31 protein-coding genes and 1 tRNA gene are annotated in these 26,302 nt (G+C 56.8%); 17 read left to right on the top strand and 15 right to left on the bottom strand.

Features of this window, described 5'->3' with window-relative positions; translation table 11 throughout:
- Positions 1-11 precede the first annotated feature (11 nt).
- Entirely contained in the window at positions 12-908 is an 897-nt protein-coding gene (locus Q0932_RS06695; protein WP_299350739.1) for a LysR family transcriptional regulator, read from the bottom strand.
- Between the two features lie 114 nt (positions 909-1,022).
- Between Q0932_RS06695 and Q0932_RS06690 the strand changes: the two genes are divergently transcribed.
- Positions 1,023-1,898, top strand: coding sequence for a phytanoyl-CoA dioxygenase family protein (locus Q0932_RS06690; RefSeq protein WP_299350737.1), 876 nt, complete (start codon positions 1,023-1,025; stop codon positions 1,896-1,898).
- Between the two features lie 47 nt (positions 1,899-1,945).
- Here Q0932_RS06690 and Q0932_RS06685 read toward each other — a convergent pair whose 3' ends face one another.
- Positions 1,946-2,440, bottom strand: a complete 495-nt coding sequence (locus Q0932_RS06685) for a hypothetical protein (RefSeq protein WP_299350735.1) — start codon at positions 2,438-2,440, stop codon at positions 1,946-1,948.
- Positions 2,441-2,645: 205 nt separating this feature from the next.
- On the opposite strand from Q0932_RS06685, the gene Q0932_RS06680 reads away from it, so the two are divergent.
- The 4 genes from Q0932_RS06680 (at position 2,646) to Q0932_RS06665 (ending at position 8,153) form a co-directional block, all read left to right on the top strand.
- A complete protein-coding gene (locus Q0932_RS06680; protein WP_299350733.1) occupies positions 2,646-3,407 on the top strand; it encodes a LytTR family DNA-binding domain-containing protein in 762 nt (253 codons plus the stop codon).
- 96 nt (positions 3,408-3,503) lie between these two features.
- The gene (locus Q0932_RS06675; protein WP_299350731.1) at positions 3,504-6,638 is read left to right on the top strand and encodes a valine--tRNA ligase; all 3,135 of its coding nucleotides are present in this window, start codon (positions 3,504-3,506) and stop codon (positions 6,636-6,638) included.
- Positions 6,635-7,822 carry an MFS transporter gene (locus Q0932_RS06670; RefSeq protein WP_299350729.1) on the top strand — a complete coding sequence of 396 codons (1,188 nt, stop codon included), beginning with the start codon at positions 6,635-6,637 and terminating at the stop codon, positions 7,820-7,822. Before Q0932_RS06675 ends, Q0932_RS06670 begins: the two co-directional genes overlap by 4 nt.
- 4 nt (positions 7,823-7,826) lie before the next feature.
- A complete protein-coding gene (locus Q0932_RS06665; RefSeq protein ID WP_299350727.1) occupies positions 7,827-8,153 on the top strand; it encodes a DUF1992 domain-containing protein in 327 nt (108 codons plus the stop codon).
- A gap of 76 nt (positions 8,154-8,229) precedes the next feature.
- On the opposite strand, the gene Q0932_RS06660 is transcribed toward Q0932_RS06665, so the two are convergent.
- Together Q0932_RS06660 and Q0932_RS06655 are read right to left on the bottom strand one after the other, a co-directional pair.
- A complete protein-coding gene (locus Q0932_RS06660; RefSeq protein ID WP_299350725.1) occupies positions 8,230-9,021 on the bottom strand; it encodes a crotonase/enoyl-CoA hydratase family protein in 792 nt (263 codons plus the stop codon).
- Between the two features lie 68 nt (positions 9,022-9,089).
- A complete protein-coding gene (locus Q0932_RS06655) occupies positions 9,090-9,254 on the bottom strand; it encodes a Tat pathway signal protein (protein ID WP_299350723.1) in 165 nt (54 codons plus the stop codon).
- 100 nt (positions 9,255-9,354) lie between these two features.
- Between Q0932_RS06655 and Q0932_RS06650 the strand changes: the two genes are divergently transcribed.
- Both Q0932_RS06650 and Q0932_RS06645 read left to right on the top strand, forming a co-directional pair.
- Positions 9,355-10,458, top strand: coding sequence for a pyridoxal phosphate-dependent aminotransferase (locus tag Q0932_RS06650; protein ID WP_299350721.1), 1,104 nt, complete (start codon positions 9,355-9,357; stop codon positions 10,456-10,458).
- Positions 10,459-10,532: 74 nt separating this feature from the next.
- Positions 10,533-10,721 (top strand): histidinol phosphate aminotransferase, encoded by a 189-nt coding sequence (locus Q0932_RS06645; protein WP_299350719.1) that lies wholly within the window; start codon positions 10,533-10,535, stop codon positions 10,719-10,721.
- Positions 10,722-10,725: 4 nt separating this feature from the next.
- On the opposite strand, the gene Q0932_RS06640 is transcribed toward Q0932_RS06645, so the two are convergent.
- The gene (locus Q0932_RS06640; protein ID WP_299350717.1) at positions 10,726-11,208 is read right to left on the bottom strand and encodes a RidA family protein; all 483 of its coding nucleotides are present in this window, start codon (positions 11,206-11,208) and stop codon (positions 10,726-10,728) included.
- A 55-nt stretch (positions 11,209-11,263) separates the two neighbouring features.
- Positions 11,264-12,460 carry an aminotransferase class V-fold PLP-dependent enzyme gene (locus tag Q0932_RS06635; RefSeq protein WP_299350715.1) on the bottom strand — a complete coding sequence of 399 codons (1,197 nt, stop codon included), beginning with the start codon at positions 12,458-12,460 and terminating at the stop codon, positions 11,264-11,266.
- Positions 12,461-12,708: 248 nt separating this feature from the next.
- On the opposite strand from Q0932_RS06635, the gene Q0932_RS06630 reads away from it, so the two are divergent.
- Positions 12,709-14,535, top strand: a complete 1,827-nt coding sequence (locus Q0932_RS06630; protein ID WP_299351446.1) for an ABC transporter ATP-binding protein — start codon at positions 12,709-12,711, stop codon at positions 14,533-14,535.
- Positions 14,536-14,600: 65 nt separating this feature from the next.
- On the opposite strand, the gene Q0932_RS06625 is transcribed toward Q0932_RS06630, so the two are convergent.
- Positions 14,601-15,278, bottom strand: coding sequence for a TIGR04283 family arsenosugar biosynthesis glycosyltransferase (locus Q0932_RS06625; protein ID WP_299350713.1), 678 nt, complete (start codon positions 15,276-15,278; stop codon positions 14,601-14,603).
- A 72-nt stretch (positions 15,279-15,350) separates the two neighbouring features.
- Here Q0932_RS06625 and Q0932_RS06620 point away from each other — a divergent pair, with 72 nt between their 5' ends.
- Positions 15,351-16,091: a folate-binding protein gene (locus Q0932_RS06620; protein ID WP_299350711.1), complete on the top strand. Its 741-nt coding sequence runs from the start codon at positions 15,351-15,353 to the stop codon at positions 16,089-16,091.
- Positions 16,092-16,179: 88 nt separating this feature from the next.
- On the opposite strand, the gene efp is transcribed toward Q0932_RS06620, so the two are convergent.
- Entirely contained in the window at positions 16,180-16,743 is a 564-nt protein-coding gene (gene efp, locus Q0932_RS06615; RefSeq protein ID WP_299350710.1) for an elongation factor P, read from the bottom strand.
- A gap of 217 nt (positions 16,744-16,960) precedes the next feature.
- On the opposite strand from efp, the gene Q0932_RS06610 reads away from it, so the two are divergent.
- Complete coding sequence (locus tag Q0932_RS06610) at positions 16,961-17,281, top strand: DUF6280 family protein (RefSeq protein WP_127115558.1); 321 nt, start codon at positions 16,961-16,963, stop codon at positions 17,279-17,281.
- Positions 17,282-17,366: 85 nt separating this feature from the next.
- Here the strand turns inward: Q0932_RS06610 and Q0932_RS06605 are convergent, their stop codons facing one another.
- The 3 genes from Q0932_RS06605 to Q0932_RS06595 all read right to left on the bottom strand — a co-directional run bounded on the left by Q0932_RS06605 (position 17,367) and on the right by Q0932_RS06595 (position 20,687).
- Entirely contained in the window at positions 17,367-18,506 is a 1,140-nt protein-coding gene (locus tag Q0932_RS06605) for a hypothetical protein (protein ID WP_299350706.1), read from the bottom strand.
- 73 nt (positions 18,507-18,579) lie between these two features.
- Positions 18,580-19,989: a TolC family outer membrane protein gene (locus Q0932_RS06600; protein WP_299350704.1), complete on the bottom strand. Its 1,410-nt coding sequence runs from the start codon at positions 19,987-19,989 to the stop codon at positions 18,580-18,582.
- Positions 19,990-20,033: 44 nt separating this feature from the next.
- Positions 20,034-20,687, bottom strand: a complete 654-nt coding sequence (locus Q0932_RS06595) for a protein-L-isoaspartate O-methyltransferase (RefSeq protein ID WP_299350702.1) — start codon at positions 20,685-20,687, stop codon at positions 20,034-20,036.
- A gap of 144 nt (positions 20,688-20,831) precedes the next feature.
- On the opposite strand from Q0932_RS06595, the gene Q0932_RS06590 reads away from it, so the two are divergent.
- Positions 20,832-20,905 (top strand) — tRNA-Cys (locus Q0932_RS06590).
- A gap of 68 nt (positions 20,906-20,973) precedes the next feature.
- On the opposite strand, the gene Q0932_RS06585 is transcribed toward Q0932_RS06590, so the two are convergent.
- Genes Q0932_RS06585 through Q0932_RS06575 form a run of 3 tightly spaced genes read right to left on the bottom strand, consistent with a single transcriptional unit; the run spans position 20,974 to position 22,412 of the window.
- Positions 20,974-22,005, bottom strand: coding sequence for a tyrosine-type recombinase/integrase (locus Q0932_RS06585; protein ID WP_282094138.1), 1,032 nt, complete (start codon positions 22,003-22,005; stop codon positions 20,974-20,976).
- The gene (locus Q0932_RS06580; protein WP_058291186.1) at positions 22,002-22,193 is read right to left on the bottom strand and encodes a hypothetical protein; all 192 of its coding nucleotides are present in this window, start codon (positions 22,191-22,193) and stop codon (positions 22,002-22,004) included. The genes Q0932_RS06585 and Q0932_RS06580 overlap by 4 nt, the downstream gene beginning before the upstream one ends.
- Positions 22,194-22,217: 24 nt before the next feature.
- Positions 22,218-22,412 (bottom strand): Arc family DNA-binding protein, encoded by a 195-nt coding sequence (locus tag Q0932_RS06575; RefSeq protein ID WP_170695082.1) that lies wholly within the window; start codon positions 22,410-22,412, stop codon positions 22,218-22,220.
- Between the two features lie 84 nt (positions 22,413-22,496).
- Here Q0932_RS06575 and Q0932_RS06570 point away from each other — a divergent pair, with 84 nt between their 5' ends.
- Positions 22,497-22,811: an Arc family DNA-binding protein gene (locus Q0932_RS06570; RefSeq protein WP_058289260.1), complete on the top strand. Its 315-nt coding sequence runs from the start codon at positions 22,497-22,499 to the stop codon at positions 22,809-22,811.
- A 2-nt stretch (positions 22,812-22,813) separates the two neighbouring features.
- Here Q0932_RS06570 and Q0932_RS06565 read toward each other — a convergent pair whose 3' ends face one another.
- Positions 22,814-23,413: a hypothetical protein gene (locus Q0932_RS06565; RefSeq protein WP_282094139.1), complete on the bottom strand. Its 600-nt coding sequence runs from the start codon at positions 23,411-23,413 to the stop codon at positions 22,814-22,816.
- 199 nt (positions 23,414-23,612) lie between these two features.
- On the opposite strand from Q0932_RS06565, the gene Q0932_RS06560 reads away from it, so the two are divergent.
- The 5 genes from Q0932_RS06560 to Q0932_RS06540 all read left to right on the top strand — a co-directional run bounded on the left by Q0932_RS06560 (position 23,613) and on the right by Q0932_RS06540 (position 26,300).
- Positions 23,613-23,825: a helix-turn-helix transcriptional regulator gene (locus Q0932_RS06560; protein ID WP_035262737.1), complete on the top strand. Its 213-nt coding sequence runs from the start codon at positions 23,613-23,615 to the stop codon at positions 23,823-23,825.
- 2 nt (positions 23,826-23,827) lie between these two features.
- The gene (locus tag Q0932_RS06555; protein WP_282094140.1) at positions 23,828-24,028 is read left to right on the top strand and encodes a hypothetical protein; all 201 of its coding nucleotides are present in this window, start codon (positions 23,828-23,830) and stop codon (positions 24,026-24,028) included.
- 618 nt (positions 24,029-24,646) lie between these two features.
- Positions 24,647-25,078: a cytochrome c gene (locus Q0932_RS06550; RefSeq protein ID WP_299350689.1), complete on the top strand. Its 432-nt coding sequence runs from the start codon at positions 24,647-24,649 to the stop codon at positions 25,076-25,078.
- 11 nt (positions 25,079-25,089) lie between these two features.
- Positions 25,090-25,431 (top strand): copper resistance CopC family protein, encoded by a 342-nt coding sequence (locus tag Q0932_RS06545; protein ID WP_282094142.1) that lies wholly within the window; start codon positions 25,090-25,092, stop codon positions 25,429-25,431.
- Positions 25,432-25,433: 2 nt separating this feature from the next.
- Positions 25,434-26,300, top strand: a complete 867-nt coding sequence (locus Q0932_RS06540; RefSeq protein ID WP_282094143.1) for a CopD family protein — start codon at positions 25,434-25,436, stop codon at positions 26,298-26,300.
- The last annotated feature ends 2 nt before the right edge of the window (positions 26,301-26,302 follow it).

The following is a 26,302-nucleotide window of genomic DNA, read 5'->3' as shown; positions in this document are numbered from 1 at the left end:
GGGCGTATCGCTTATGCGCCCGCCCATCCCTCGCGTGCCACCCAATCCAATAGCCACTCGCGAAACCGGCGCGCTGGCGGCCTTAGCGCCACACGCGAGTCATAGACGAGGTGATAGGCCTCGGTTCCCGCAACTGAGACACCTGGCAGGCAAGGCACCAAGCCTGCCTCTTGCATCGCTTTGTCCGACGCTGGTGCACGCGCCAGAGCAATCCCACGCCCCTCACGCGCCATTGCCATGGACATTACAGTGCTGTCGGCATGAATCATGGTGCGCTTGCCGGGTGGAACGCGCAGTTCGTCCAACAACTGAAACCAGCCAGACCGATGTGTCGCCACTTCAATCAGGGGATGTTCCAGAAGATCGGTCGCCTGCGAAATGGACGCCGCAAGGTCAGGTGGCGCGACGGGATACAGCTGTTCTTCCAACAGCTTGTCACTCTCCGCGCCGTAATAATGAGGATTTCCGAAAATGATCCTGAGATCGCTGAAGCCTTGAGTAAAGTCACGCTCGGTGATGCCGGTCGACAACAGAACCGAGATGCCCGGATGCAGCGCTTCGAACTCGGCCATCCCCCGGGTGAGTAACCCATGTGCAAAAATCAGAACCGACTGCACGTAGAGCGCTTGAGACGGGCTTTGCCCAAAAATGGCCTCGGTAGCCCCTTCCAACGTCAACAGTGCCTGTTGCACCGGTGGCAGATAAGCGCGCCCCGCCTCGGTCAGAACCACAGCCTGCGCCCGACGATGGAACAGCGGCACGCCCAACCGATCCTCCAGCGCTTTGACCTGCTGACTGACTGCAGCGGGTGACATATTGAGCTGCACCGCGGCACGCGCAAAGCTTTCCGTGCGCGCGGCAGCTTCAAAAACACGCAGCCAGTTGAGAGAGGGGATTCGACCTTGCATGCGACAAGGATAAGAAAAACTTAGCCTATCCCGCAACACTCACCGTGCTTTGTTTTTCGATCCCCACGCTAGTGTCATTGGCGAACGCAAACGCGAACGCGAAAGGACTTGTGTATGCTCCCGTCGATTACTCTGGAAGCAGGTCGCCCTTCGACCAAACAAATCTCGCAGTATTGGCAAGACGGTTTCTTGTTCCCAATCCCGGCTGTGCCGGTTGAGACGGCTTTGAAATGGCGGACCGCCTATGAACAAATGGAGCGTGATTGGTTGGCAGCAGACCTGCCGCGCCCGCTGATGACCTACAAGCGGCAAAATGCACAATGCGTGATGCCGCTGGCTTGGGAAGTCGGCTCTCATCCGGCCATTCTGGACGTGGTTGAAACGGTGTTGGGACCGGACGTTCTGCTATACGCTGTGGAGTTCTTTGTTAAAGAACCGGGAACGGCGGCCAAGGTCGCGATGCACCAGGACCTGACCTATTGGGGTATGGGGGCGATAGACGGCTTGCTGACGGCCTGGGTGCCTTTGTCTCCGGCAACGCCAGAGTCCGGATGCATGGATTTTGTTGCCGGGAGCCACAAGAATGCCATCCTGCCTCACGAGGACCGGGACGATACCAACAATCTCTTGTCTCGCGGACAAGAGATTGCCGTCGACATCGCGCCCGAAGACAGGATCGCGATTGAGCTGCATCCGGGTCAAATGTCACTGCATCACGGTTTGACGGTTCATGGATCAGGACCAAACGTGTCAGATGACCGGCGCATCGCAGCGGTCATCCGGTACTTAACTCCAGAGGTCGTGCAGGAACACGGCGGTGGTGATTTTGCGATCCCGGTGCGGGGGACAGATACAAAAGGCAATTTCACCCATTACCCGCCCGCCTCCGAGTGGTTTTCAACCGAAGCACTGGCGCTTTACGAGCGCATACGCGAGCATCAGAACAAAGTAATTATGGCGGGCACAAATAAGGCTTCTGTCTACGGTTGATATTGATCCCTGTGTGCCGCCCATGAAGGTCGCGGGCGGCACATGCGTTAGGCTGGCATGCTCTTGCTGTTCGGCTCAATACGCCATGTGCAAATCGCGCGGCCGCAGAACGAACCGGCGGCAAGACCGGCGATTGCGGTAAAGGTCAGCGTGAAAGCCGCGGACGCATAAACATCAGGCGAAATTGCCTGCGCGACACCACCGGCGAAATTCATCCAGAACACCGCCATCAGAACCGCAAAGGTCAACCATTCCCCTGCCAATCGAACCTGGCCGTCGTGTTTTCCGTAGACCCGAGGGGACTGATAACGAAACCCCAGAACGCCGCCCAATAGATAGGCCACTGCGAAAATCGCCCAAAGTCCCGAGGCTGGGGGCAGTCCGGCGACAGCATTGACGGACAAAACGCCGATAAAGGGCATCACATATAGAGGCCATGCTGTGACGACCCGCTCGGAGGTGGCGCGCAGGCCTGTCCAAACCAAAAAGGCCAGAACCGGCCAAACCCAGAGCGGCGCACCTTCGATAATAGAAAAAACCATCGCCTCAGCCCTTACGCAGTTTCAAACCGGTCAGCCGGCCCACCAGCCAATTAGCCAGACCGCCAACGACGATCATCATGATCCATCCCATTCCCATCTGTGATCCCTTTCTGGAAGTCTGTTTGCGCTTGCCATCGCAGCCGCAGCGCGACAGAACAAGTTGTGTGACGTGAAACGAGAGCGACACTTCGTGAACGACAAGCCGATGCAATCTACGAACACCCAACGACCACTGTGGCACTTACCTGAGCAGGCGGCAGCCTATGTACTTGCCACAGGCACATTCGCCACGCTTGGACCGTTCGGGACGTTCGATTTGGCTTTCTGGATGCGGCTGATCTATTGGACTTTGGCGATTGGCGCTGGGTGGGTGTTTGTCTCAGCATCGATCATGACGATGCGCCGCAAAGGTTTACTGCACTACGAATCTCCAATCCTGCGCCTTGCTCTGTCGATCATGATCGCAGCCCCGCCAACCGCATTGGTTGTTCTCGTCTTGGAAGAGGTATTCCGGCCCGGAGATGGACCATTTCTGAAGCCACATGTTTTTTTGTATGTTGCCTTTGTTTGCCTCGTGATTGGCGGCACAATGATCGCCTATGTACGTCCAAGGCTCACCCAGCCGGTGAAAGTCCCAAGCTACATGATCTTCATGAAGCGCCTGCCACCGCAATTGGGGACCGACCTGCTGTCCCTGTCCTCGCAAGATCACTATGTCGAGGTCACCACAACAAAAGGACGCGATCTGATCCATATGAGACTGGGTGATGCACTGGAAGAACTGCGCGATTACCCCGGCCAGCAAGTGCACCGATCGCATTGGATCGCGGCGCGTGCCTTTAGTGGCACCAGTCGTGAAAACAACCGGCTCGTGGTGCATCTGAATGACGGACGTACTTTGCCGGTGTCACGCTCATTTGCCATAAAGGTCCGCGAGATGACTCCAAAGGTCGATGTACCCGACTAACAATTCCTGCGATTAAGGCGGCTGCTGCCTTTCCCTTTATGCCTCTATTGGGTAGAGGGTTCGTCAAACACGTTGACGAACGCAGGATCATGACCGATGGCGATGGAAAAAACCTTTGATGCAGCCGAGGCCGAAGGCCGGCTTTATGCGGCTTGGGAAAAGGCTGGCTGCTTTACCGCAGGCGCAAATGCGAAACCGGGTGCCAGCACCTATTGCATCATGATCCCTCCGCCAAACGTCACGGGCGTTCTGCACATGGGTCACGCGTTCAACAACACGCTGCAGGATATCCTGATGCGCTGGAAGCGGATGCAGGGATTCGACACACTCTGGCAACCTGGCACCGACCACGCAGGGATTGCCACGCAAATGGTTGTGGAACGCAAACTGGCCGAAACCCAGCAGCCCTCGCGCCGCGAGTTGGGCCGCGAAAAGTTCCTTGAGAAAGTCTGGGAATGGAAGGCCGAGTCCGGCGGCACCATCGTCAACCAGCTGAAACGCCTTGGCGCCTCCTGCGACTGGTCGCGCGAGGCCTTTACCATGTCCGGCGCGCCGGGTGCGCCCGAAGACGTGGCAGGCGGCAACTTCCACGACGCCGTGCTCAAGGTCTTTGTCGATATGTACAACAAGGGCTTCATCTACCGCGGCAAGCGGTTGGTGAACTGGGACCCGCATTTTGAAACCGCGATTTCAGATCTCGAGGTTGAGAACATCGAAGTCGCCGGCCACATGTGGCACTTCAAGTACCCGCTCGCAGGTGGCGCGACCTATACCTATGTCGAGAAGGATGAAGATGGCAACGTCACTCTGGAAGAAGAGCGGGACTACATTTCGATCGCCACCACCCGCCCCGAAACCATGCTGGGCGACGGTGCGGTGGCAGTACACCCTTCGGACGAGCGTTACGCGCCCATCGTTGGCAAGCTGTGCGAGATCCCCGTGGGTCCGAAAGAGCATCGCCGCCTGATCCCGATTATTACCGACGAATACCCAGACAAAGACTTTGGCTCGGGTGCTGTGAAGATTACCGGTGCGCATGACTTCAACGACTATCAGGTCGCCAAACGCGGCGGCATCCCGATGTACCGCCTGATGGACACCAAAGGCCACATGCGGGCCGACGGTGAGCCTTATGCCGACGCTGCCACATTGGCGATGTCCGTGGCCAAGGGCGAACGCATCCTGTCTGAGAACGAAGCCGACGCCGTGAACCTGATCCCTGACGAACTGCGCGGATTGGATCGCTTTGACGCGCGCGAACGGGTGGTACAGCAGATCACCTCCGAGGGTCTGGCCGTGATGCGCGCCGTGACCAAGACCGATCCGGAAAGCGGCGAAGACGTCTCTGTGATGGAACCATTTGTTGAAAACAAACCCGTGATGCAGCCCTTTGGTGACCGTTCCAAGGTTGTCATTGAACCGATGCTGACGGACCAATGGTTTGTCGACGCTGACAAGATTGTGGGCCCGGCACTGGATGCCGTGCGTGATGGCACCGTGAAAATCCTGCCCGAGAGCGGTGAGAAAGTGTATTTCCACTGGCTGGAGAACATCGAGCCCTGGTGTATCTCGCGCCAGCTGTGGTGGGGACACCAGATTCCAGTTTGGTATGGTTTGAACCTTAAGGCGCCCGGCGTATATGACGACGAAGGCGACGGTGTTCTTGATCTGGTCGAAATCGGCCGCCTGCTTGCGGACCAGCAACTTGTTGTTGGCGATGAGACCCACCACTGCGCCGCCTCCTTTGACGACGTGAAAACCCGTTTTGCCGATGACGAAGCGCGCCTGCCGACGCCCCTTAACAACGCCACTGTGGTCGAGGTCGCAGACCGCAACGAAGCAGTGCAGAAATTCGCGGCATCTCTGGCAGCGTACGAAGTATCTCAGGATCCGACCAAACTGGTTTACCCCGTCTGGCGCGACCCCGACGTGCTCGACACGTGGTTCTCTTCCGGTCTCTGGCCCATCGGCACGCTGGGTTGGCCAGAAGACACACCGGAGTTGCAGAAATACTTCCCGACGTCGGACCTTGTGACTGGGCAGGACATTCTGTTCTTCTGGGTTGCGCGGATGATGATGATGCAGCTGGCTGTCGTAGATCAGATCCCGTTCGACACAGTATACCTGCATGGTCTCGTGCGCGACGCCAAGGGAAAGAAGATGTCAAAATCCACCGGCAACGTCATGGACCCGCTCGACATCATTGACGAATACGGCGCCGACGCGCTGCGTTTTTCCTCGGCGGCGATGGCCGCTCTGGGCGGTGTACTGAAGCTCGACATGGAACGCATCAAAGGCTATCGCAACTTCGGCACCAAAATCTGGAACGCCGTGCGCTTTGCCGAGATGAACGAAGTTTACGAGGGCGGCGCACCTGCGGCAGGCGCCCCCGACGCGACTGCCACAGTGAACCAATGGATCATCGGTGAAACCGCCAAGGTGCGCGAAGAGGTGGACGCAGCGCTTGAGGCCTATCGCTTCAACGATGCTGCCAATGCGCTTTATGCCTTTGTCTGGGGCAAGGTCTGCGATTGGTATGTGGAATTCTCCAAACCGCTGTTGAACAGCGACGATGCGGCCGTGTTGGCCGAAACCCGCGCCACGATGGGCTGGGTGCTGGATCAATGCCTGATCCTGTTGCACCCGATCATGCCGTTTGTCACCGAAGAGCTGTGGGGCGTGACCGCAAGCCGCGATGGCATGCTGGTGCATCGTGATTGGCCAACCTATGGCAGCGATCTGGTGAACCCCGAGGCCGACCGCGAGATGAACTGGGTGATTTCTGTCATCGAGAACGTGCGTTCGACCCGGCAACAGATGCATGTTCCTGCGGGGTTGAAAGTGCCGATGCTGGTCACTGAACTGGACGCAGCCGGCAAAGCCGCCTGGGCGCGCAACGAGGCATTGATCCTGAAGCTCGCACGTATCGACAGCCTGACAGATGTCGCTGAATTTCCCAAAGGCTGCGCCACCGTCGCCGTTGAGGGCGGCACCTTTGGTCTGCCGTTGGCGGACATCATCGACGTCGGTGAAGAAAAAGCCCGGTTGGAAAAAACGCTTGGCAAGCTGGCCAAGGAACTCGGCGGCCTGCGTGGACGGTTGAACAATGCCAAGTTCGTGGCCTCAGCCCCTGAAGACGTTGTTGAAGAGGCCCGTGGCAACCTTGCAGCCCGCGAAGAAGAAGAAGCCAAACTGAAAGCCGCGCTTGAACGGCTGGCAGAAATCGGGTGAGCTCGCACAAGCTCAGTCGCACGGACACGGTGATCTTTATGGGCGGGATCACCGCCCTGACGGCCGTGTCCGTCGACATCGTGCTGCCCACCACGGCGGTCGTGGCGCGCTATTTCGGGGTTGATCCCCGTTACGGCGCCATGCTGGTCGGGGTCTATTTCATCGCCTACGCGATCGGGCAATTGTTCTGGGGCCTGTTCTCGGACGCGTTTGGACGCCGCCGGGCGCTGATCCTGTCACTCAGTGGTTTTACCGTGGCCAGCCTGGCATGCGCCCTCGCCCCATCTTTTCAAATCCTGATCGCCGCGCGTTTTATTCAAGGCTTGATGGGCGGCGCCCCTGTGATTGCCCGCGCCATGGTTCGCGACGTGGCCGAAGGCAATGAAGCCGCGCGGATGATGACCGTGCTTGGCGCCATTCTCACCATCGGGACAATGTTTGCCCCTGTGCTCGGATCGGGCCTCTTGGTATTGTTTTCTTGGCGCGCAATTTTTGTCAGCCTGACAATTCTCGGCCTTGTGTTCCTGGCCTACACGCTGAAAGTCCTCCCCGAAACCGGCGGGCAGCGACGCCCGGAACGTTTTAGTTTCGGGTTTCTGGTCAAGGCAGGAGCCTATCTGTTCACCAACAGCGGCTTTCTGGTCCCGATGATTGCTGGAGGGCTGACCTTCGGCGGCTATGCCGGGCTAATGGCCGTGAGCGCGATCATAACTGAGACTGTCTATGGCGTTGAGCCCGAAGCCTTTGGCGCTCTGTTTGCTCTGGCGGCGCTGGTCAACACCGGCGGTGCGCTGTTGGCGGGGCAATTGCTAAAACGGATCTCCCTGCGGCAGGTGGGCTCTGTGGCCATGGTGATGCTGGCGGTTGCCGCAGCCGTCAATCTGCTGACAGTGGCCATTTCCCCCTCCCTTCAAGTGTTCTGGGGCGTTGTGTGCCTCTATGTCCTTTGCTTTGGGATCATCCTGCCCACATCTTATGCCGCGGCCATGGAACCGGCTAAGGAAATGCCCGGGTTCGCGGCCTCAGTCATGGGGGCCGGCACGATGATCATCGGGTCATTCGCGGCCATGATCAGCTCATCACTTTATGATGGCACCCACATGGCGGCGAACCTGACCATGGGCGTGTTTGGAGCCGGAGCCGTTTTGACCGTTGTTGTGGGACGTTACCTGAGACTAAAGTAGCGACATGTTTGCTGCGCTCAAAAACCTGCTCGAACGTCAGATCAAAAATGCAGAAGCCGAGGGCGTGCTTTCGAACCTCGAAGGTGAGGGCAAGCCCCTGCTCCAACGCCACGCGCTGGAAGACCCGGCCACTGCTGTCGGTCATCGGATCATGGCGGAGGCCGGCGTCATGCCTCGCGAGTTTGCCCTCAAAGAAGAATTAGACGCCGCCCGCACCGCGTATCGCGACTGCACAGATCCAGCAGCGCGCAAAGACCTGATGGCCAAAATCGCCGACCTTCAGCTGCGCTATGAAATGGAGCGCGAAGCCTACCGCAAATTCCTGCGCTAAGCCCCTTCATATTGGAAAAAATACTCCGGGGTGAATGGGCCAACGGCCCAGAGGGGCAGCGCCCCCACAGCCTCGCCTATTTAAACACCGGCGCGCGTTTCTGAAGATTGGCGCCGATCACTTCCACCTGATGCGGTTTGCCGATCAAGCCAACCTGTTCGCGGCTCTCTTCCAACAAGACCGCTGCCACGTCACCAGCGTTGGCTTCGGCATAACCAATCAGACGTTTTGCGGTACGGATCGCCGAAGGGCTTTTACCCGCAATCTCGGTGGCCAGCTCCATCGCCGCAGCCTCGGGGTCATCAGACAATTCTGTCACCAGGCCCCAGGCTTCTGCCTGTTCGGCAGTGATCTGCTGCGCGGTATAGGTCAACTTGCGAATAACGTCCGAACGCGCCAGCGACGGCAAGAGCGCCATCCCACCCATGTCAGGGATCAGCCCCCATTTCATTTCCATGATCGCCAGTTTTGTGTCTGGGGCGGCAATCCGGATATCTGCGCCCATGGCCAACTGGAAGCCACCACCGAACGCTACCCCCTTGAGCGCGGCAATCACCGGAACCGGAACCTTTTGCCAGACCATCGCAACCTGCTGAAAACGGTTGCTGTCGCCGTGCGTGCGCGGCATTGCGATTTCTTCAGGATCGCTGGCGGCCATGGCAGCAAAACTCATCACATCCAGCCCAGCACAAAAGGCTTTGCCCTCGCCCTGCAACACAACGACGCGCACATCTTCATTGCCAATCAAAGACTCGCCCGCGTCAATGATGGCGTCGATCATGTCGCCATCCAGCGCGTTCATCTTGTCAGCTCGGGTCAGCGTGACACGGGCAATGTGGTTCTCAATTTCGACGGAAACGCGGGACATGGGACAGGCTCCTGTGGCTCAGATTACCTGTAGTCTCGCCAAAGGTCGCGGCCCCGTAAACCCTGACGTCAGGGCACAAGCCGTTCAACCGCCCGCATCATGCCCAAAGACTTGTCATAGACCAACGTCAGAACGCGTCGGCCACCTGTACGGCTGGCGACCATGGGAATCGTCCGGGCAAAGCCCGTGGCCAGAGTAGCGGCGATAAAACCGCGGCGTGAGAGGTTGGCCATCGTGGCACCTCCTCAATAGTTGCGAATGATTCTCAAATAGGATCGCGCAGCAGGCAATTCAACCCTTGCCCCGCGCTGCACCTTGGGTCAGTTTTGCGTCATGACAGGACCACGCTATACCGCCCTCACCCAGACTTTGCCCGCAACCGTACCATTTGTCGGCCCCGAAGCGCAGGAACGCGCCATGGGGGCACCCTTCAAAGCCCGGCTTGGGGCCAACGAAAACATCTTTGGCCCATCCCCAAAGGCCATTGCCGCTATGCAGCACGCCATGAGTGGCATCTGGATGTATGGCGATCCCGAAAGCTACGATCTGCGCCACGCGTTGGCGGGGTTTCACAACGTAGATCCTGCCAACATTGTCGTTGGCGAAGGCATTGATGGGCTGTTGGGGTATCTTGCCCGCTTGGTGGTTGAAAGTGGTGATGCTGTCGTAACCTCAGAAGGGGCATACCCGACCTTCAATTACCATGTCGCTGGCTACGGCGGTGTGCTGCACAAAGTGCCTTACAATGACGATCACGAAAGCTTGCCCGCCCTGATCGCCAAGGCTGCCGAAGTTGACGCCAAGCTGGTCTATTTTGCCAATCCGGACAATCCGATGGGCACCTGGGTCTCCGGGGTCAGCATCATGGCCGCGCTTGAAGACTTGCCTGAAGGCACATTGCTGGTTCTGGACGAAGCCTATGTCGAATTTGCCCCCGAGGGCACGGCTGTCGAGGTCGACATCGAGGACCCGCGGCTGATCCGTATGCGCACATTTTCCAAAGCCTACGGCATGGCCGGTGCGCGTGTAGGCTATGCAATGGGGGCCACGGACCTTATCCGCAACTTTGAAAAAATCCGCAACCATTTTGGCATGAACCGTGCCGCACAGGCCGGGGCCCTGGCGGCCCTAGAAGATCAGAGTTGGCTGACTGAAACTTGTTCAAAAGTCAGCCAAGCCCGCGCAAGGATTGGCCAGATCGCCCGCGATAACGGCTTTAGAACCCTACCCTCGGCCACCAACTTTGTGGCCATCGATTGTGGGCGCGACGGAGCTTTTGCAAAATCCGTTCTGGATGGGCTGGTATCGCGCGGTGTGTTTGTGCGCATGCCGTTTGTCGCGCCTCAGAACCGCTGCATTCGTGTCAGCTGTGGGCCAGAAGACAACCTAGCGCTTTTGGCCCAAGCTCTGCCCGCTGTTTTGGCAGAACTTGGCTAACACGAAGTGCTCACAAATCTTTCAACTGACGGTTTGAGACCACCGCGCTATCTTTCCTTTTGAAAGGGATTGCGATGGCACGTCAGGTTCGTCGGGTTGAGAATTACACCAATGCCGCACTTGTCATGGGGCTGGTGAACCTTTTGTGGATTCTCACGTTGATTTGGGCGATCTGGGGATTGGCCGCCGTCTTGCTGATCTCGATTGCTCTGAACCACGCCATCACACTGCTTGAGCGACGCACGCAAGTTCACGAAGATTGAGGGGTCAATCTCGGATCAGCACCTCTCCTTCGATCTCCATCGCGAACCCCAGCGGCAGACCAGCCACACCAATGGCAGATCGTGCATGGCGCCCGACCTCAGACCCGAACACGTCGATCACCACATCGCTGAAACCATTGATTGCCACATGTTGTTCTTTGTAACCGGGAGCGGATGTGACCATGCCAAAGACACGCACCCAATTGGTGATACGCGACAGCTCTCCGATCTCGGCCTTGATATTGGCCAGCACGGATAGCGCAATACCGCGCGCTTCTTCGTAGGCCTGTTCGGTCGTCAGATCCGCGCCCACGGTTCCAAACGGCCCTGCAAGCCCACCATCATCTCCGGTCTTTGGATGGCCCGAGAACAAAACTCGGTTTCCAACAACGTTCACGAAGGCAAAGGGCAGCGTCAGCCCCTCGGGTAATTGCGTCTTTGGAGGCAAAACCAACCCCAAGTCTTCAAGACGTTGTTCCGGTGTCATGTCTGTCTCCTTTGAGTGCTTTGTGCAGAGCATATTTGCACTACGTGGTCAAAATCTAACCCTGTGCGATCACCGCAGCTGCGGCGTCCAGTGCACCGGGGCCAAAGGGTATGTCGCAGGCCACCATGCCTGCCTGCACCGTTGATAGCATGCCCAGCACCATATGGGCATTTACGTGCCCCATATGACCGAACCGAAAGAATCCGTCGGCCTTTGGGTCATCGTCAGACGACATGCCCAATCCAATGCCCAGCGTCAGCCCGGCCTCATCCTGTGTCCAGCGACGCAGCTTTGTGCCGTGCGGTGCGCCGATACTAAGCGATGTGACGGCGTGGCTGCGATGGGTGGGGTTGGCCATGTTGAGCGTGATCGGACCGCCTTGGCCCCAGGCATCAACCGCTGCCCAGATTGCGCGGGCAAGTGTTTCGTGACGCGCCCAGACGTGTTCCAGCCCTTCGTCAAAGATCATGTCCAACGCGGCGCGCAATCCATAAAGGTGGTGAGTCGGTGCTGTGCCGCAAAAATGCTGATAGTAGAGGGCCGGGTCCGTGCGCGGTTGCCAATCCCAATACCGTGACACGCGGTGCATCCCGGCACGTACCGCTCGAGCACGATCGTTGAAGAACACCAAGGCCAAACCCGGAGGCACCATCAAACCTTTTTGTGAGGCCGCGACCATAACGTCGACGCCCCAAGCGTCCATCTCGAAGCGATCGCAGCCCAGCGAGGCGATACAATCCGCCATCAGCAATGCAGGATGTCCGGCCGCATCCATCGCGGCCCGCAATCCTGCAATGTCTGATTTGGCCGAGGTAGACGTGTCGACATGTACGCCAAGTACGGCTTTGATGCGGTGCGCTGTGTCGGCGCGCAGTGCCGCTTCGATCTGATCCAGATCCATTGGGCTTTGGCGGCCAAAATCAAGCGTTTGAACCTCGGCGCCTAAGCCCGCAGCCATTTCACCCCAGCCGATGCCAAAGGCGCCCGTTGCCGGAACAAGAACCGTATCACCGGAACCGACAACATTAGAAAGGGCCGCTTCCCACGCGGCATGGCCATTACCGATGTAGATGGTCGCCACATGGCTTGTTCCCGCGACCCGCTTGAGGTCGGTCATGATGCCAGCTGTCATCTCGATCAGCTCGCCTTCGTAGATATTCGGCGCGCCGCGATGCATTGCACGCAAGACAGCCTCGGGCATGACCGAAGGGCCCGGAATGGCAAGATAGGAACGGCCTTGGGACAGCGACATGGAAAACTCCTGTAGAACAGCGCAAACACTAGCCGCAATCCCGGCGACGTCAATCGCGTCGGCGCCGTTTTCAACACCTGCAGGGATCTGGACATTTCCTGAAGTTCGGGCTTAAGGTGGCCGACACTGGCAGCACCCAGATTGCCCCCTAGGATCACACCGTCCGCCCGATCGGACCCAGAGGCAAGGCGCCCGAAAACGTGAGCAAAGACTCCTCAAAACCAAGCCATGACAATTCATACCTGTTCATGTGGCTTTGGCGGAATTTCCTGAGCAAATACAAATGGTATTTGTTCTTGGCGATCATTTTCATGGCAGTCGAAGGCTCAATGCTGGGCGCTGTCAGCTACATGATGCAGCCGATGTTCGACAACGTCTTTACGGCAGCGGATCCGGTGGCGCTATGGGGTGTTGGTCTGACCATTCTGGCGATCTTTATGATCCGGGGTGCGACGGGGCTGATCCAGAAAGTCACACTAACCTACATCCAGCAAAAATCTGCTGCCGATTTGCGGATTCGCATGCTGGACAGATTGATGGATCAGGACAGCGCGTATCACCAGACACATCCCCCCGGATATCTGATCCAGCGGGTGCAATCGGACGTAGCATCGATCAACGGTATGTGGACAGCGATGATCACCGGTGCCGGGCGCGATACCTTTGCGCTGATTGCCCTCTTGGCCGTGGCCATCAACGTGGATTGGAAGTGGACCCTGATCGCCTTTATCGGCATCCCGGTTCTTGTATTGCCGTCCTTGATCGCCCAGCGCTTTGTGCGCCGCCGCGCCCGCGAGGCGCGAGACATTGGCGCCGGTGTTTCAACCCAATTGGACGAGGTTTTTCACGGCATTGTACCGGTCAAACTGAACCGTCTTGAAGACTACCAATCCTCAAAATTCCGAGAGTTGGCCCGTCGACTTGTTCGCACCGAAGTGCGTGTGCGTATTGGCGCGGCATCGCTCACAGGTCTGGTCGATGTTATGGCGGGGTTTGGTTTTCTGGCGGTTCTGGTTTTTGGCGGTGGTGAGATCATTACGGGCGAAAAAACCGTCGGTCAGTTCATGAGCTTTTTCACTGCCCTGTCCATCGCTTTTGAGCCGTTGCGCCGACTTGGTGCGCTCAGCGGTGTTTGGCAAGTCGCCGCATCCGCCATTGAGCGCCTGCAAGAGATTGTCGAGGCAGAACCCACCCTAAAATCACCGCCCAATCCCAAGCCCGCCCCCAAGGGCGTGCCCGAGGTGCGACTGGACAACGTCAAGCTGGCCTATGGCGACGCCAAGGTTCTTCGTGGCACCAGCTTTACAGCAGAAGCCGGGAAGACGACGGCCATCGTCGGCTCATCCGGAGCAGGTAAATCGACGGTCTTCAATGTCCTCACGCGGCTCGTGGATCCACAATCTGGCAAGGCCATGGTCGAGGGCACGCCTGTCAACGCTCTGTCTCTGGCCGACTTGCGAGACATGTTCTCAGTGGTGTCACAAGAGGCGCTTTTGTTCGACGACACTTTGCGCGAGAACATCCTCTTGGGCCGTGAAGACGTGTCAGACAAGCGCCTAAAAGAGGTGCTGGATGCCGCGCATGTCTCCGATTTCGTCGGCAAACTTCCCGATGGGCTCGATACCCAGGTCGGGCCACGCGGCACAAACCTGTCAGGCGGGCAGCGGCAAAGGGTCGTGATTGCGCGGGCCCTGCTTCGGGACAAGCCCATCCTGCTCTTGGACGAGGCCACCAGCGCTTTGGACGCGCAATCCGAAACCGTAGTACAAGCCGCATTGGAACGCCTGTCGAAAGGGCGCACGACGCTGGTGATCGCACACCGGCTCAGCACGGTCCGCGAGGCCGATAAAATTGTGGTCATGGATAAGGGTAAAGTCGTTGACGAAGGTCGCCATGATGAGTTGATCCAGAATGATGGAATTTATGCTGAACTGCATCGATTGCAGTTCGCCAGCGATGGTGCGACTGCCGAGGCAAAAGCCCTGAAGAATGCCGTCAAGGCCAAGACTGGCAAAGCCCCGAAACGCAAACGCACGGTTGTTGGCCGTTTGCTGAAAATGCTGCCACGGATTTGAAACACATCCACGCTGGATTGAGGCTTTGAGGCGCCAGCCATTGCACCATGTCGTACCAGCAAAGATTATCGGCGGTAGGATGCCGCAAGCTCTACCGGATCTGCTCCTAAAAGATAACGAACAAGCGTCCACAGATTGCGTGTGCCACGCCGGAGCCAACCCTGACTCTGGTACTTGTCGGCGCTGGTCGTGATGCTGGCCGACATTGCACTTGGGCGCGGCCTGAGGCCGCGTATCAGCGCAACATCTTCCATCAAGGGAATATCGCGATAGCCGCCGAAAGATTCGTAGAGTTTCCGAGGAATCAGCAATCCCTGATCGCCATAAGGCAACCTGAATAAACGCGAACGCAGATTGGCCCACCCGGCAACCCAGCGAGGCATGACCCCCACTGCATTGAACCGCAGTTGAAAATAGGCTGCCTGACCGCCTGACATTTGCGACCGCACGGTTTCGCTCCAACCTTCGGACAAGGCAGAGTCAGCGTGCACCACCAACAGCCAGTCACCTTGCGCCTTGGCGCATCCTGTTTTGAGTTGACCACCGCGCGAGGGTTTGCTGTCAACGATCACGGCCCCGGCCTCACGCGCCATCTCAACGGTCGTGTCGGTTGAGCCACCATCAACGACGATTAACTCGCGGATCAGCCCCTCTTGAACGCCCTCATACAGGGTTCCCAGACAGGTGGGCAGCACCTCAGCGGCGTTTAGAGTTGGGATCACCACAGAGATCGGTGCGCGCATTTTTCGTCCTCGGCCCTGTTGCTTGGGTACATTCTATCTATATGAGAGAATAAGACAGGAACAGGACCCCAGATGACCCAAGCGCGCGCACTTTATGAGATTTCCGGCTCTGACGCCGAGCACTTTCTGCAAGGGTTGATCACCAATGACATCGCTGGCCTGCAGAATGGGTTGGTCTATGCGGCCATCCTTACGCCACAGGGCAAATACTTGGCCGACTTCTTTTTGTCACGCAGTGATGGTGGAATCCTGATGGATGTCGCGGCTGATATCGCGCCAGGATTGGTAACACGGCTGGGCATGTACAAGCTGCGTGCAGACGTGACTATCTCAGAGGCATCGCTACACGTGCATCGCGGCACAGGGGCGGTTCCGGAAGATGGGTTTGCCGATCCACGACACCCTGATCTGGGATGGCGCGCGTATCGCGATGCGCCCCAGACAGAAGACGCCAATGATTGGGATGCCCTGCGCGTGGCTCATTGCATCCCCGAAACCGGGATCGAACTTGGTCCTGACAGCTATATTCTGGAATCTGGGTTCGAACGACTGAACGGTGTTGATTTCCGTAAAGGCTGTTACGTCGGTCAGGAAGTCACGGCGCGAATGAAACACAAGACAGAGCTGCGCAAGGGATTGGTCGCTGTCGAGATCGAGGGCAGTGCCCCGGTTGGCACCGAGATCACTCGGGATGGCCGGACCATTGGCACATTGTTCACGCAGTCAGGGGGTTGCGGCATCGCCTATCTGCGTCTCGACCGAGCCGGAGAAGATATGCGGGCCGGCGACGCACAGGTCACGTTGTCATCGTAATCCACGAAGGGCGTGTCCGACGCCACTTCTTTCCCTAAAAAGCAAACGGCCCACCAAATGGCGGGCCGTAATGCGAAATCAACAAGCCTTAAGCGCGTTCCGAGTATTCCATCGTCTCGGTATTGACGATGATGTCCTCGTCTTGCCCGACAAAAGGCGGCACCATCACGCGCACACCATTGTCCAGCAATGCAGGCTTGAACGAATTGGCCGCGGTCTGACCTTTGACCACTGGCTCCGTCTCGACAATCTTGCAGGTCACTTTCTGCGGGACCGTCGCGTTCAACGCTTCTTCTTCGTAGAACTCGACCACGATGGTCATACCATCCTGCAGGAACGGGCGGCGATCCCCCAGCAGATCCGCAGGCAGCTGGATTTGCTCATAGGTCTCGGTGTCCATGAAGACCAGCATACCGCCATCCTCATAGAGGAATTGCTGATCCTTTTGTTCCAGACGCACACGCTCGACCTTATCGGCACTGCGGAACCGTTCGTTCAGTTTCGATCCGTTGCGCAAGTTTTTCATCTCGACCTGGGCAAAAGCACCGCCTTTGCCAGGCTTGACGTGGTCAACTTTGACCGCGGCCCAAAGGCCATCATTGTGTTCCAGAACGTTGCCTGGACGGATTTCATTTCCGTTGATTTTTGGCATGTGACAAAACCATGAATGCAAGGTTGATATAAGATTGCCACACCCTATATCTGGCAGGCTTACGGGTGGCAAGGTGGCCAATATCGTGCTGCACATGCAGAATGATATGCGCATTTTGCATAAGTGCTATGCATTTACGCCCTATCCGAATCATTAAATAGGCGTCATAACGGGCGCCACGCCGAAAACACAAGAGCAATAATACAAGGACGACGAGATGCGAGATTTCGTTGATGGAACGGCTTTTAACAATGAACAGGGCAACCGCGCGCGCAAATTGTTTGCTGCAGTGGTCCTGGCCGCGCTTGATGATGCCATTGCCGATGACAAGAAATACGGCAACGGCCCCGAACAGATCGCCCGCTGGGCACGCTCGCGCGATGGTCGCGAAGTGCTGAGCTGTGCTGGCATCGACCCCAACGAACGTGTTGTTTCGGGTCTGATGGAATTTGTAGGCAAAGGTGTTCGTACCTCTGTCGCGCTGTCGCGCGAAGAAAGCGAACGTCGCAACGCGGCACAACAGGCCGAAGCCGCCTAGGTCGAAACAAACGATCTGATTAAATGAAAATGGCGTGCCACAGTGGCACGCCTTTTCTTTTTGCAGCTCGAACTTTTAAGTAAACCTATTCCAGTTCATGTGCGACCAGCGCACGATGGATTTCCCGGCGCACAAGTTTGCGCACGTTGCGGGTAATCCGTTCACCCAAGGCGCCCTGCAATTCCTGCCGTACGATGTCACTCACCAGATCGCGCAGCATCGCCTCGTCCAGCATCAAGGTTTCGTCGACTTCAAGGCTTTCCAACTCAGGAGCAACCGTGCCTTCGATCTCTTCTTCGGCGTAGCTGACGGCTTCAGCCGCGACACGATCAGAGAAGGCTGCGAACTGAGTTTCGACAGTCTCCACGTGCTCCGCTTCACTTTCCGCACCGGCTGGTGGGAGGTCTGACACATCGACAAACTCTGCTTCCAGCGTATCAGAGACATCTTCTGCGTCAGCGTTCGTTATTGCATACTCCTCGGCGGCCTCGGCAGGTTCCAAGTCAGCTGCAACTACCTCGTCCGGCTCAGTTGAGGACGCAGGGGTGAATGTTGATGCCCGCAAAAACGTCGGCATTTCCATTCTGTCATCTGCGTCGTCTACCGTAGGCGTCGTGTCTGACACCTCGGCGTTCTCCTGGGCAGGCTCAACAGGCTCTGCCCCGACTCCGACCCAAGTCAACCCACCGATCTCGGTTCCCGCATAATCACTATCGCCAGGCTCGTCGGGTTCGTAGGGGCCACTTTGCTCAGCAGCACTCATGCTTTCCCATTGAACCAAACGCGAGTCCATTGCTTGAGCATCTGACAATGCAATGCCTTCATCAGGATCGAAGGACTCGTCTGGCGTAACATCATCAATCGTTTCGCCGGCCTCGTCTTCATGGGCATCAGAATCTGCGGCACCCCAATCAACGGCCTCGACCTCTTCCTCTTCGGCTATTTCCGTATGAACAGCGTCTTCGGCCTCGTAAGAAGGCCCGTCGTCTATTTGGGCCTCAGCCTCAGTGTCATCATCCACGTGTTCATTGGTTTCGGACACGCGCAAAGCGGGCGTGAGCACAAGACGCTCTGACGCAGCTTCTTCGGTATCACCAGCCTTTTCATCCTGTTGCTCAGCCTCACTTTGGGCCGCGGCAACGGGGACGCGTCCATTTTCGGACACGAGACGACGAATCGATGTCAGGACATCTTCGATTTCAACATTGGTCACAGGATCAGACATACGAAAACACTACTCCAGCTGGCGCAAGAGTCTACCCGTTCGGGCATTTTCGCACAACAGATAGGGAAAATTGTCACTCTTTGCCGAGTGAGCGCAAAACCTTGTCCAATTGCTTGCCCCGTTCGCTGCGCGCGGCTGGAGCATCTTTGACAGCATTATAATAGGCTTCGGGATCATAGCGCTGAACTTTGAGGTTCAGGTGATCTGTCGTCATAAGACCCATGGATGACAAAAGCGCGAATGTCGCGGTAATCTGATTGGTCTGCGCCGTGATGCGCGACGCCTCTGCGTCCAGAAGTTGTTGTTCCGAGATCAAAACGTCCAATGTGGTCCGTGCGCCCAGTTTAGATTCTTCGCGAATGCCCTCAAAAGCAATCCGAGCGGCTTCGACTTGACGCGCCGTGGCCGTGACCTGCGCCTTGGACGCCGCCAAAGAAGCCCAGGCGTTGCCGGCATTTTGGCGAGTCGTATGGCGCACCACATGCAAGTTTCCGCGTTCTGCATCACGTTGCGCCATCGCTTGACGCACGAGCGAGGACAACGCCCCCCCCTGATAAATCGGGCCACTAAAAGTCAACCCAACAACACCGACGTGATTATGGTCAGAGTTGCTGAAGTTTTCTTCTACCGACAAAGTGCTGTCCAGCGTGATGCGCGGCCCCATCGCGGCCTCGGCGGCCAATACAAGAAATTCGGCGGCAGAAATATCCAATTGCGAGCGCAACATGTTTGGATGACCACGAATGGCAACGGCCTTGGCCTGCTCCATCGTCGCGGGCACCTGTGGCAGTCGACGCGGCGAGACCAGCACGCCCGGTCGATGGCCAATTGCCGCCGAATAGAATTCCTGAGATTGCATCAAGTCGCCCTGAGCCGCAGCAAGTTCCGCACGCCCACCTGCAAGGCTGGCTTCGGCCTGTGCAACATCAGTCCGGGTCACTTCCCCCACTTCAAAACGATCTTTTGCGGCCTGAAGTTCACGTTCTACAAGGCGCAAGTTGTTTTGGCGCAGTTCAACAATCTGCGTATCGCGGATCACGGCCATATAGGCCTGCACGGCATCAAACAGAACCTGTTGCTCGACGTTGATCAACGCCTGCCGTGTCGCGAGAACCGTTTCTTTCGAGGCCGCCAGCGACGCTTTGCTTTGTCCGTTGTCGTACACCAAGATTTGCAATGACAGACCAATGCTGCTTTGCGCTGTGTCCAGATTGCGTCTGATCGAACTGACCTGACTGCTACCAAAGGTGTAATCGACTGAGCCGAACCAGTTCAGGATGGGTTGAAGACTGGCATAGGTTTGCGCAACGTTTTCGTCTGCCGCCCGCAACAATGCTCGGTTCTGCTCGAGAAGTCCGCTATGCTCATAAGCGTGAGCAAGCGCATCGGCGAGATTCTCGGCCGATGTGGCTGCTGGCATCGTAAACGCAAGTGACACTGCCAGAGCTCCGGCACGAATATTGTCGAAAAAATGCCTTGCCATGAGTCCCCCGAAGGATTGTGCGGGCCAAAACCAGCCAGAAATCGTTACAGTGTAAAGGCGCGGTGCTTTTCGAAGCCCGGCAAAACCGGAGCCCCCGCATTGAAGGCAAAACGCCAGTTCAACACACCGTTCAGCATGTATCCAACACGCACTGTGCCCAAAGCACCGTCCATTTCAAGCGAAACAATCCGCCCGCCCTCTTTCAATTGCGATGTGATGCTCTCAGGCATGAAACCAACCGCACCTTGCAACATGATCACATCGTAAGGGCCGTGGTTCGCCGCCCCTTCGGTCAGCGGCGCTTCGTGCATAATGACGTTGTCTACACCTTGTTCAGAAAGCGTCGACTGCGCTTCGGCAACCAGATCGGCATCATCTTCAACGGCAACCACCGCTTCGGCAATGCGGGCAATAACCGCTGCCGAATATCCCAGCCCTGATCCGATATCGAGGACCAACTCGTCATTTTGGATGTCCACTGCGTCGAGCATCTTGGCCAAAGTGCGTGGATCCAGAATCACGCGACCACCGCCCATCGCGACATGTTCGCCAACATAGGCAGCATCGCGTTTGTCACGTGGCACAAAGGCTTCGCGAGGAATATTCAGCATTGCTTCGATTACGGTAAACTTGGTGACATCCGATGGGCGCACCTGGGTGTCGACCATGGTCGTGCGGAGAGCGGTGTAGTCGGTCATAACTAAACTCATTCGTTCAGACTCGGGGTTCAGACTGTCTTGCCACAGAAGCTCGGGATCATCAACGGGCGGCGATGGTATTTCCGTCGCTTCACCTCTTGCGGCCCTGCGACAGATCAGCTAAGTCCGGCCAACACCACGGACGGCGAGTTGGCGGAGTGGTGACGCAGCGGATTGCAAATCCGTGTACACCGGTTCGATTCCGGTACTCGCCTCCAATAAAATCAATGACTTGCGTCATTCCACATCTCCTTCACTGCCTTTTTTGAAACAAGTGTTGAAACTTTCACGTTTCGGTCTTGCTTCGTTCCATTTGATTTCTTGCCTCTTGAGCGCGCCTAGCTAGTTCCCTCTGGCGGATCGGCCCGCCGTATTTTTTCAGCATCTCAACGCCTGAGTGGCCGGTGACAGCCTTGACCATTTCGTCATCACATCCAGCCAGATAAAGTTCGATCGTCGCATTTTTCCTGAGACCGTGCGTTTTGTAGTAACTCGCCTTCTCGTGCTTCATCTTCTTTTTGATGGAGCGCATTTCCTCAGCGACGATGCGATAGCTGACCGACCTGCCCTTGGTGTCGGTCACGACCGTGCCGTCCGTTCGCTCGAGCCCGTCCAGGTGAGCCTTGAGACGGTCAGTGAGCGGGATCCACAGCGGCTTGTCGGTTTTACCCTGAGTGAAATCGAATCCTTCGTCGGAAAAGTGTGCCCACTTCATCTTTACGACGTCGCCAATTCGCTGGCCTGTGCCAACGCAAAGCTCGTAAACCAGCCGCGCCCTCTTTGAAGCCAGCGCTTCGAACTCGGCGCGAACATCATCTGGCCACGGCTCCCAGCCGTCGCTCTGCTGCTTGAAAAGCGGAATGCCCTTCGCCGGATTGCCGTGCTCCTTCTTAATAAAGCCAATCAATCGTGCGTGGTTCATCAAGACGACCATGACCTGGACGAGATAATTGGCTTGCCGCCAGTGATCCGCATTAGCGCGGTGCAATTCGTAGATATGATGGGTCTCGATTCTGGCCGGGTCTTTCTCGGCCCAGATCTCACGAATGTGGCTGATATACCGCCGATAGTCGGATCTCGTCCGGGGCTTCAGCTTTTTGTAGGCGTCGCTCTCGTAGTAGCTCAGGATTAAGGCCTCAAAGTTACGCTTCACCGGCGCAGGCGCTGGCTTTCCTTTAAGCAGGCGATTGTAATGATCCCAAAATTCCGGAGTGCCCGCTTCCTCATGCATCATGACAGAGATGCCGCGCGAACGCCGGATGAACCGAAGGTATCCTCTGTCATTGTAGACGTATTTTGGAAGGCTCTTGCGGGTCATTCGCCCATTCTCAGATCACTGTTGAGAAAGTCGTCAGCTGCCTCTGGCGCGACCATGTTGGCATCGACGATGACACTGCCATCTGGCTTGATCTCGAACTTCGCGCGTTGCCAACCTGCCTCCCGCGCCTCGCGGATAAAAGCCGAGGCCGCTTGTTTCGCTTTCGTCTGTGCACTTACTTTCGTCATCTTATCGACACCTCTCTCACCTCGTTAACAACGCGCATTATCACCCTGATCTATATTGATATTTCCGATTGAAGCGGGAGTGGAGCGCCTGTCCTTTGCCGCGCGAATTGCGCGGATCACCTCAGAATTCTGGGAGTTGCCATTGCGATCGGACTCCGCCTTGATCCACTCCTTGAGCTCTTGCGGAAGCCGAAGTTGCATTGGTTTACGACTGTTCATGAAACGCCTCCAGGTTGAAACAATATCCCGTTAGTGGCATTTAGCCACTATTGCGTCAATCGCTTTTTATGGCACAGTGCCACCATGGCAGAACAAAGCTCTCAGAATCAGGATAAATTTATCGTGCGGCTGCCGGACGGCCTGCGCGATAGGATACGCCTCGCGGCTGAGGCCAACCACCGCAGTATGAATGCTGAGGTCGTTGCCCTACTCGAAGAAAATTATCCGGCCCCTGTGCCGGAAAAACTGGAAGACCCCGCCGCGCGGCTGCTCTTCTGGCTCGCGAAGCGCATCCGCCGAAGAAGCCCGAAGCCCGGCTCTCCCAGAGACAAGCAAGCAGCCTTGTATGAGCGCATTGCGGTCGATATCTCTGAACGCATGAAGGATATCGGGGAATAGCCCTAATAGGCCACCCACTCATATCCGTGGTTGCCTTCGTGATCCTCCCATTCAACGCCGACGCCTCGTCGCCAATTCGATGACGAACAGCGTCGCGACGGCAAAACCCATTGCGGGGCGGCCGCTGGTGTCGTGCGTTGCCAGCCGAATTCGCCCCGCGTGCCGTAGGTCCCGAGGCGCATGTTGTAACTCTCAGAACAATCATCGTCGCGACCACGTTCGCGATGGCTGTAGTGCCGAACATCCCAGACGCGGATCGAGCGCACGAAATCGAATTCTAGGCCGCTGATGTCGATGTCTGCGCCACTTTCCACCACCTGTGCCAGAATGACGTGACCAAGTGTCTGGCCGATTTGGTTGCTGGCCTCCCAAGTTGTCGGGGCCGTGCTTTGCATAGGCGCGCGCTCCGCAACACCCATCGGACAACGCCAGATTTGCAGAGGTGGCTCAATCGGCCAAGGCGTGATCCGACGGATGAACACAGCACGGGCATGAGCGCATTCTGCTGACGCGGGCCACCCACCAGCCAGGCAAAGCAGAATGGCGCAGTCAACCTGATAGGCTTTTGCCGCCTGTGGAGCCACACTGGAAAGCAGAGACATTGCGACCCCAAAGAACCAATTCCTGATAGATCTGCACCACATATCAATATATGCCTTTTGCTACATTACTGTATTATTGTAAATGTAGCTCCAACAGCCCCCTTCACACCATATACGAGAACATCATTTGTGATGCTCGCGCGCGTTTTGTGGAATATATTCCGTAGAGCAGTTCTTGTGATCTGGCCGAATACAGGCCATGAAATTGCGGGAACGAGTAGGGCTAAATGTACGGAATCTAAGAAATTCCAGAGGATTGAGCCAAGAACAATTAGCCTTAGCTGCGGAAGTCGATCGCAGCTATATCAGCGAGATCGAGCTCGCCAAAAATTCGGCATCAATCGATGTTCTGGAGCGGATCGCGGATGCTCTCGGCGTCGATCCAAAGGAATTGTTTAACGAGAGGGGCTAGTTTTGCCCGAATTTGAGAGTGCTCGCACAACGGCCGAAGCCATCGGCCGCATTACATGTATTGAGACAGGCGAAGAAATTGGCTTGCTGTATCATTGGGACAATGGTGAGACGCAGGCGGCGCTTTACGATGATGGTCATCCTGAAACATCAAACTGCTCAGATCATCCCGCTGAAACGGACATTGGCGCAAACCGCAGCTAACGGCCGGAAGAATCTCATTTTATCAAATGCGGCGTGTTGCCTGGAGGTCTGCTATCGGGTGAGTGGCTTTTTTCTTAGGGCGGTTGGAGTTCATACCACCTGACAGAGGGCTCGCGTTGTAATGGATCGGAAACTGAGATAGCTTCGCTGTGTGAAGTGCCTTCGAAACATAACCTCAATACTGCTTGTTGTTCTTCTGGTCTTTATGACGGGGCTGAGCAGCGCTTCGCATGCTTTATCCATGGGTTGCGTTGGTGGGCATTGTGACGAGCACAAGGTCATGCCTGTGGTCGAAAATCACACTGGCCACGCTTTGGGGGAATTGACGAGCAGCACACTGCTTGGATCAGATGGGATAGAGCATGACGAATGCAATCCATTCCTGTGCAATTCTCTCGCGCTAATACTGCTAACTTCCGACGCAGTTTTTGACCAATCCGAGGCCGTATTGGGTTGGCAGGTTGGCCACCTCTCAACTCTGGAAGAGCCGGACAACCCGGACAGACCACCCAACCTTTGAATCAGGATTTCAGCGCTGCTTGCGTGAGTGATCAGCGTTTTAGAAAGGTCGCAGGAACACTGCGGCCCGCCCCTGTTTCACAAGGTTAGGACCATTCCATGAACAAAAAAAACATCGTGATCGGCGCGTGCGCTGTGGCAGCCGTCGCTGCATACCTCGTTCTTCGACCCGGCCCCGCAGAGGAAGTCGCGCAAGTGGAACCTGTTGGAGGTAACGCAATTGTTGCGATCCAGATGCCGCAAATCGACGGCAACGCAGCGATAGGCCAACGCATATTCGAGAATACCTGTACCGCCTGTCACGGCACCAACGCTGTTGGTGTTGAGGGCGCGGGACCACCATTGATCCATGTGATCTATGAGCCCAGCCATCACGCTGACGAATCCTTTCAGCGCGCTGTCGCGAACGGAGTCAGAAGCCATCACTGGAGTTTTGGTGACATGCCACCGGTCGAAGGCTTGACCCGTGGCGACGTTGCCATGGTCATCTCCTACATCCGCGAAATCCAGCGCGCCAACGGAATTAACTAAAGGATACCCCAATGAACAAACTTACCACATTTGCGTTGATGACCGTTCTGGCGACCAGTGCGTTTGCGCATTCACCCGTAGATCACACAACGCCTGAGAATGGCGCGACAATCACGGAAGTCCCGCCCGAGATCAGCTTCAACTTTGCCAATGATATACGTCTTACACGGGTGGATATGCTCCATCAGGATCATCCGTCTGTCCGGCTTGATCTCGGGGATCAGACGAGCTTTGACCGTGTGTTCACGCTGCCCCTCGAAGGCATGGGGAAAGGCACCTACCGCATCGAATGGCGGGGATTAGGTTCAGACGGGCACGCCATGCAGGGCGAATTCTCGTTCACGGTGGAATGACCATGCCGGATATCTGGGAAATAGCCGCGATATTCGCCAAACTGACGCTGTATTTTAGCGTCGTTGGGTCGACCGGGCTTGTGATCATTCTAGCGGCCTTTCCAAATCTGGTGCTACCACTATGCCGCCGGATCAAGGCGAAGGCTGTGGTGTTGGCGGGACTTGCCATTTTCGCAGCGGTGTTCGGCTTCATGCTGCGCGGGGCCGCTCTGACGGGTGGAGCCGATGGCATGACCGACCCCGAAATGCTCGGGCTGTTGTGGCAAACACCGGTTGGGGACGTCTTGGTATATCGGGTTGCTGGTGCGGCACTCATAATCTCGGGAATGTATATTCCCCGTGTTGGGCCGAGGATTGCTCTCGCGGGCGGGACCATAGCGTTATGGTCCTTTGCAAAGATCGGGCACGTACCTGACTTGCAGCAAACTGGCGTCCGCCTGCTCCTTCTTTTGCACCTTATGGGCATAGCGTTCTGGATTGGCATCCTTGGCCCCTTGCGGAGCCTGTCACGACTGCCAGAGCACTTGGACAACGCGGCCCTGCTGGGGCATCGCTTTGGGCAAGCGGCGGCAGTGATTGTCCCGGTGCTGATCCTGGCAGGCCTGTTGATGGCCTGGCTGTTGCTGGGCGATCTGAGGGCACTCTTGTCAACCGGGTATGGGCAAACCCTTCTGATCAAGCTGGTGCTTGTCGGCGCGATCCTGATTCTGGCAGCCGCAAACAAACTTCGTTTTGTTCCCGCCATGCAGGCCGGGGACAGCAAAGCCGCGCGGCATCTGGCGCGCTCCATCGAAATTGAAACGGCGGTCATACTGGTGGTGCTTGCGGCAACGGCAACACTCACCAGTGTTTTGACCCTTCCGAACTGAGG

The organism is uncultured Shimia sp. (assembly GCF_947498095.1).
In the GTDB taxonomy this organism is placed as follows: domain Bacteria; phylum Pseudomonadota; class Alphaproteobacteria; order Rhodobacterales; family Rhodobacteraceae; genus Shimia.
Note: the sequence above shows the minus strand (reverse complement) of the source record. Positions and strands in the feature narration are given on the sequence as shown.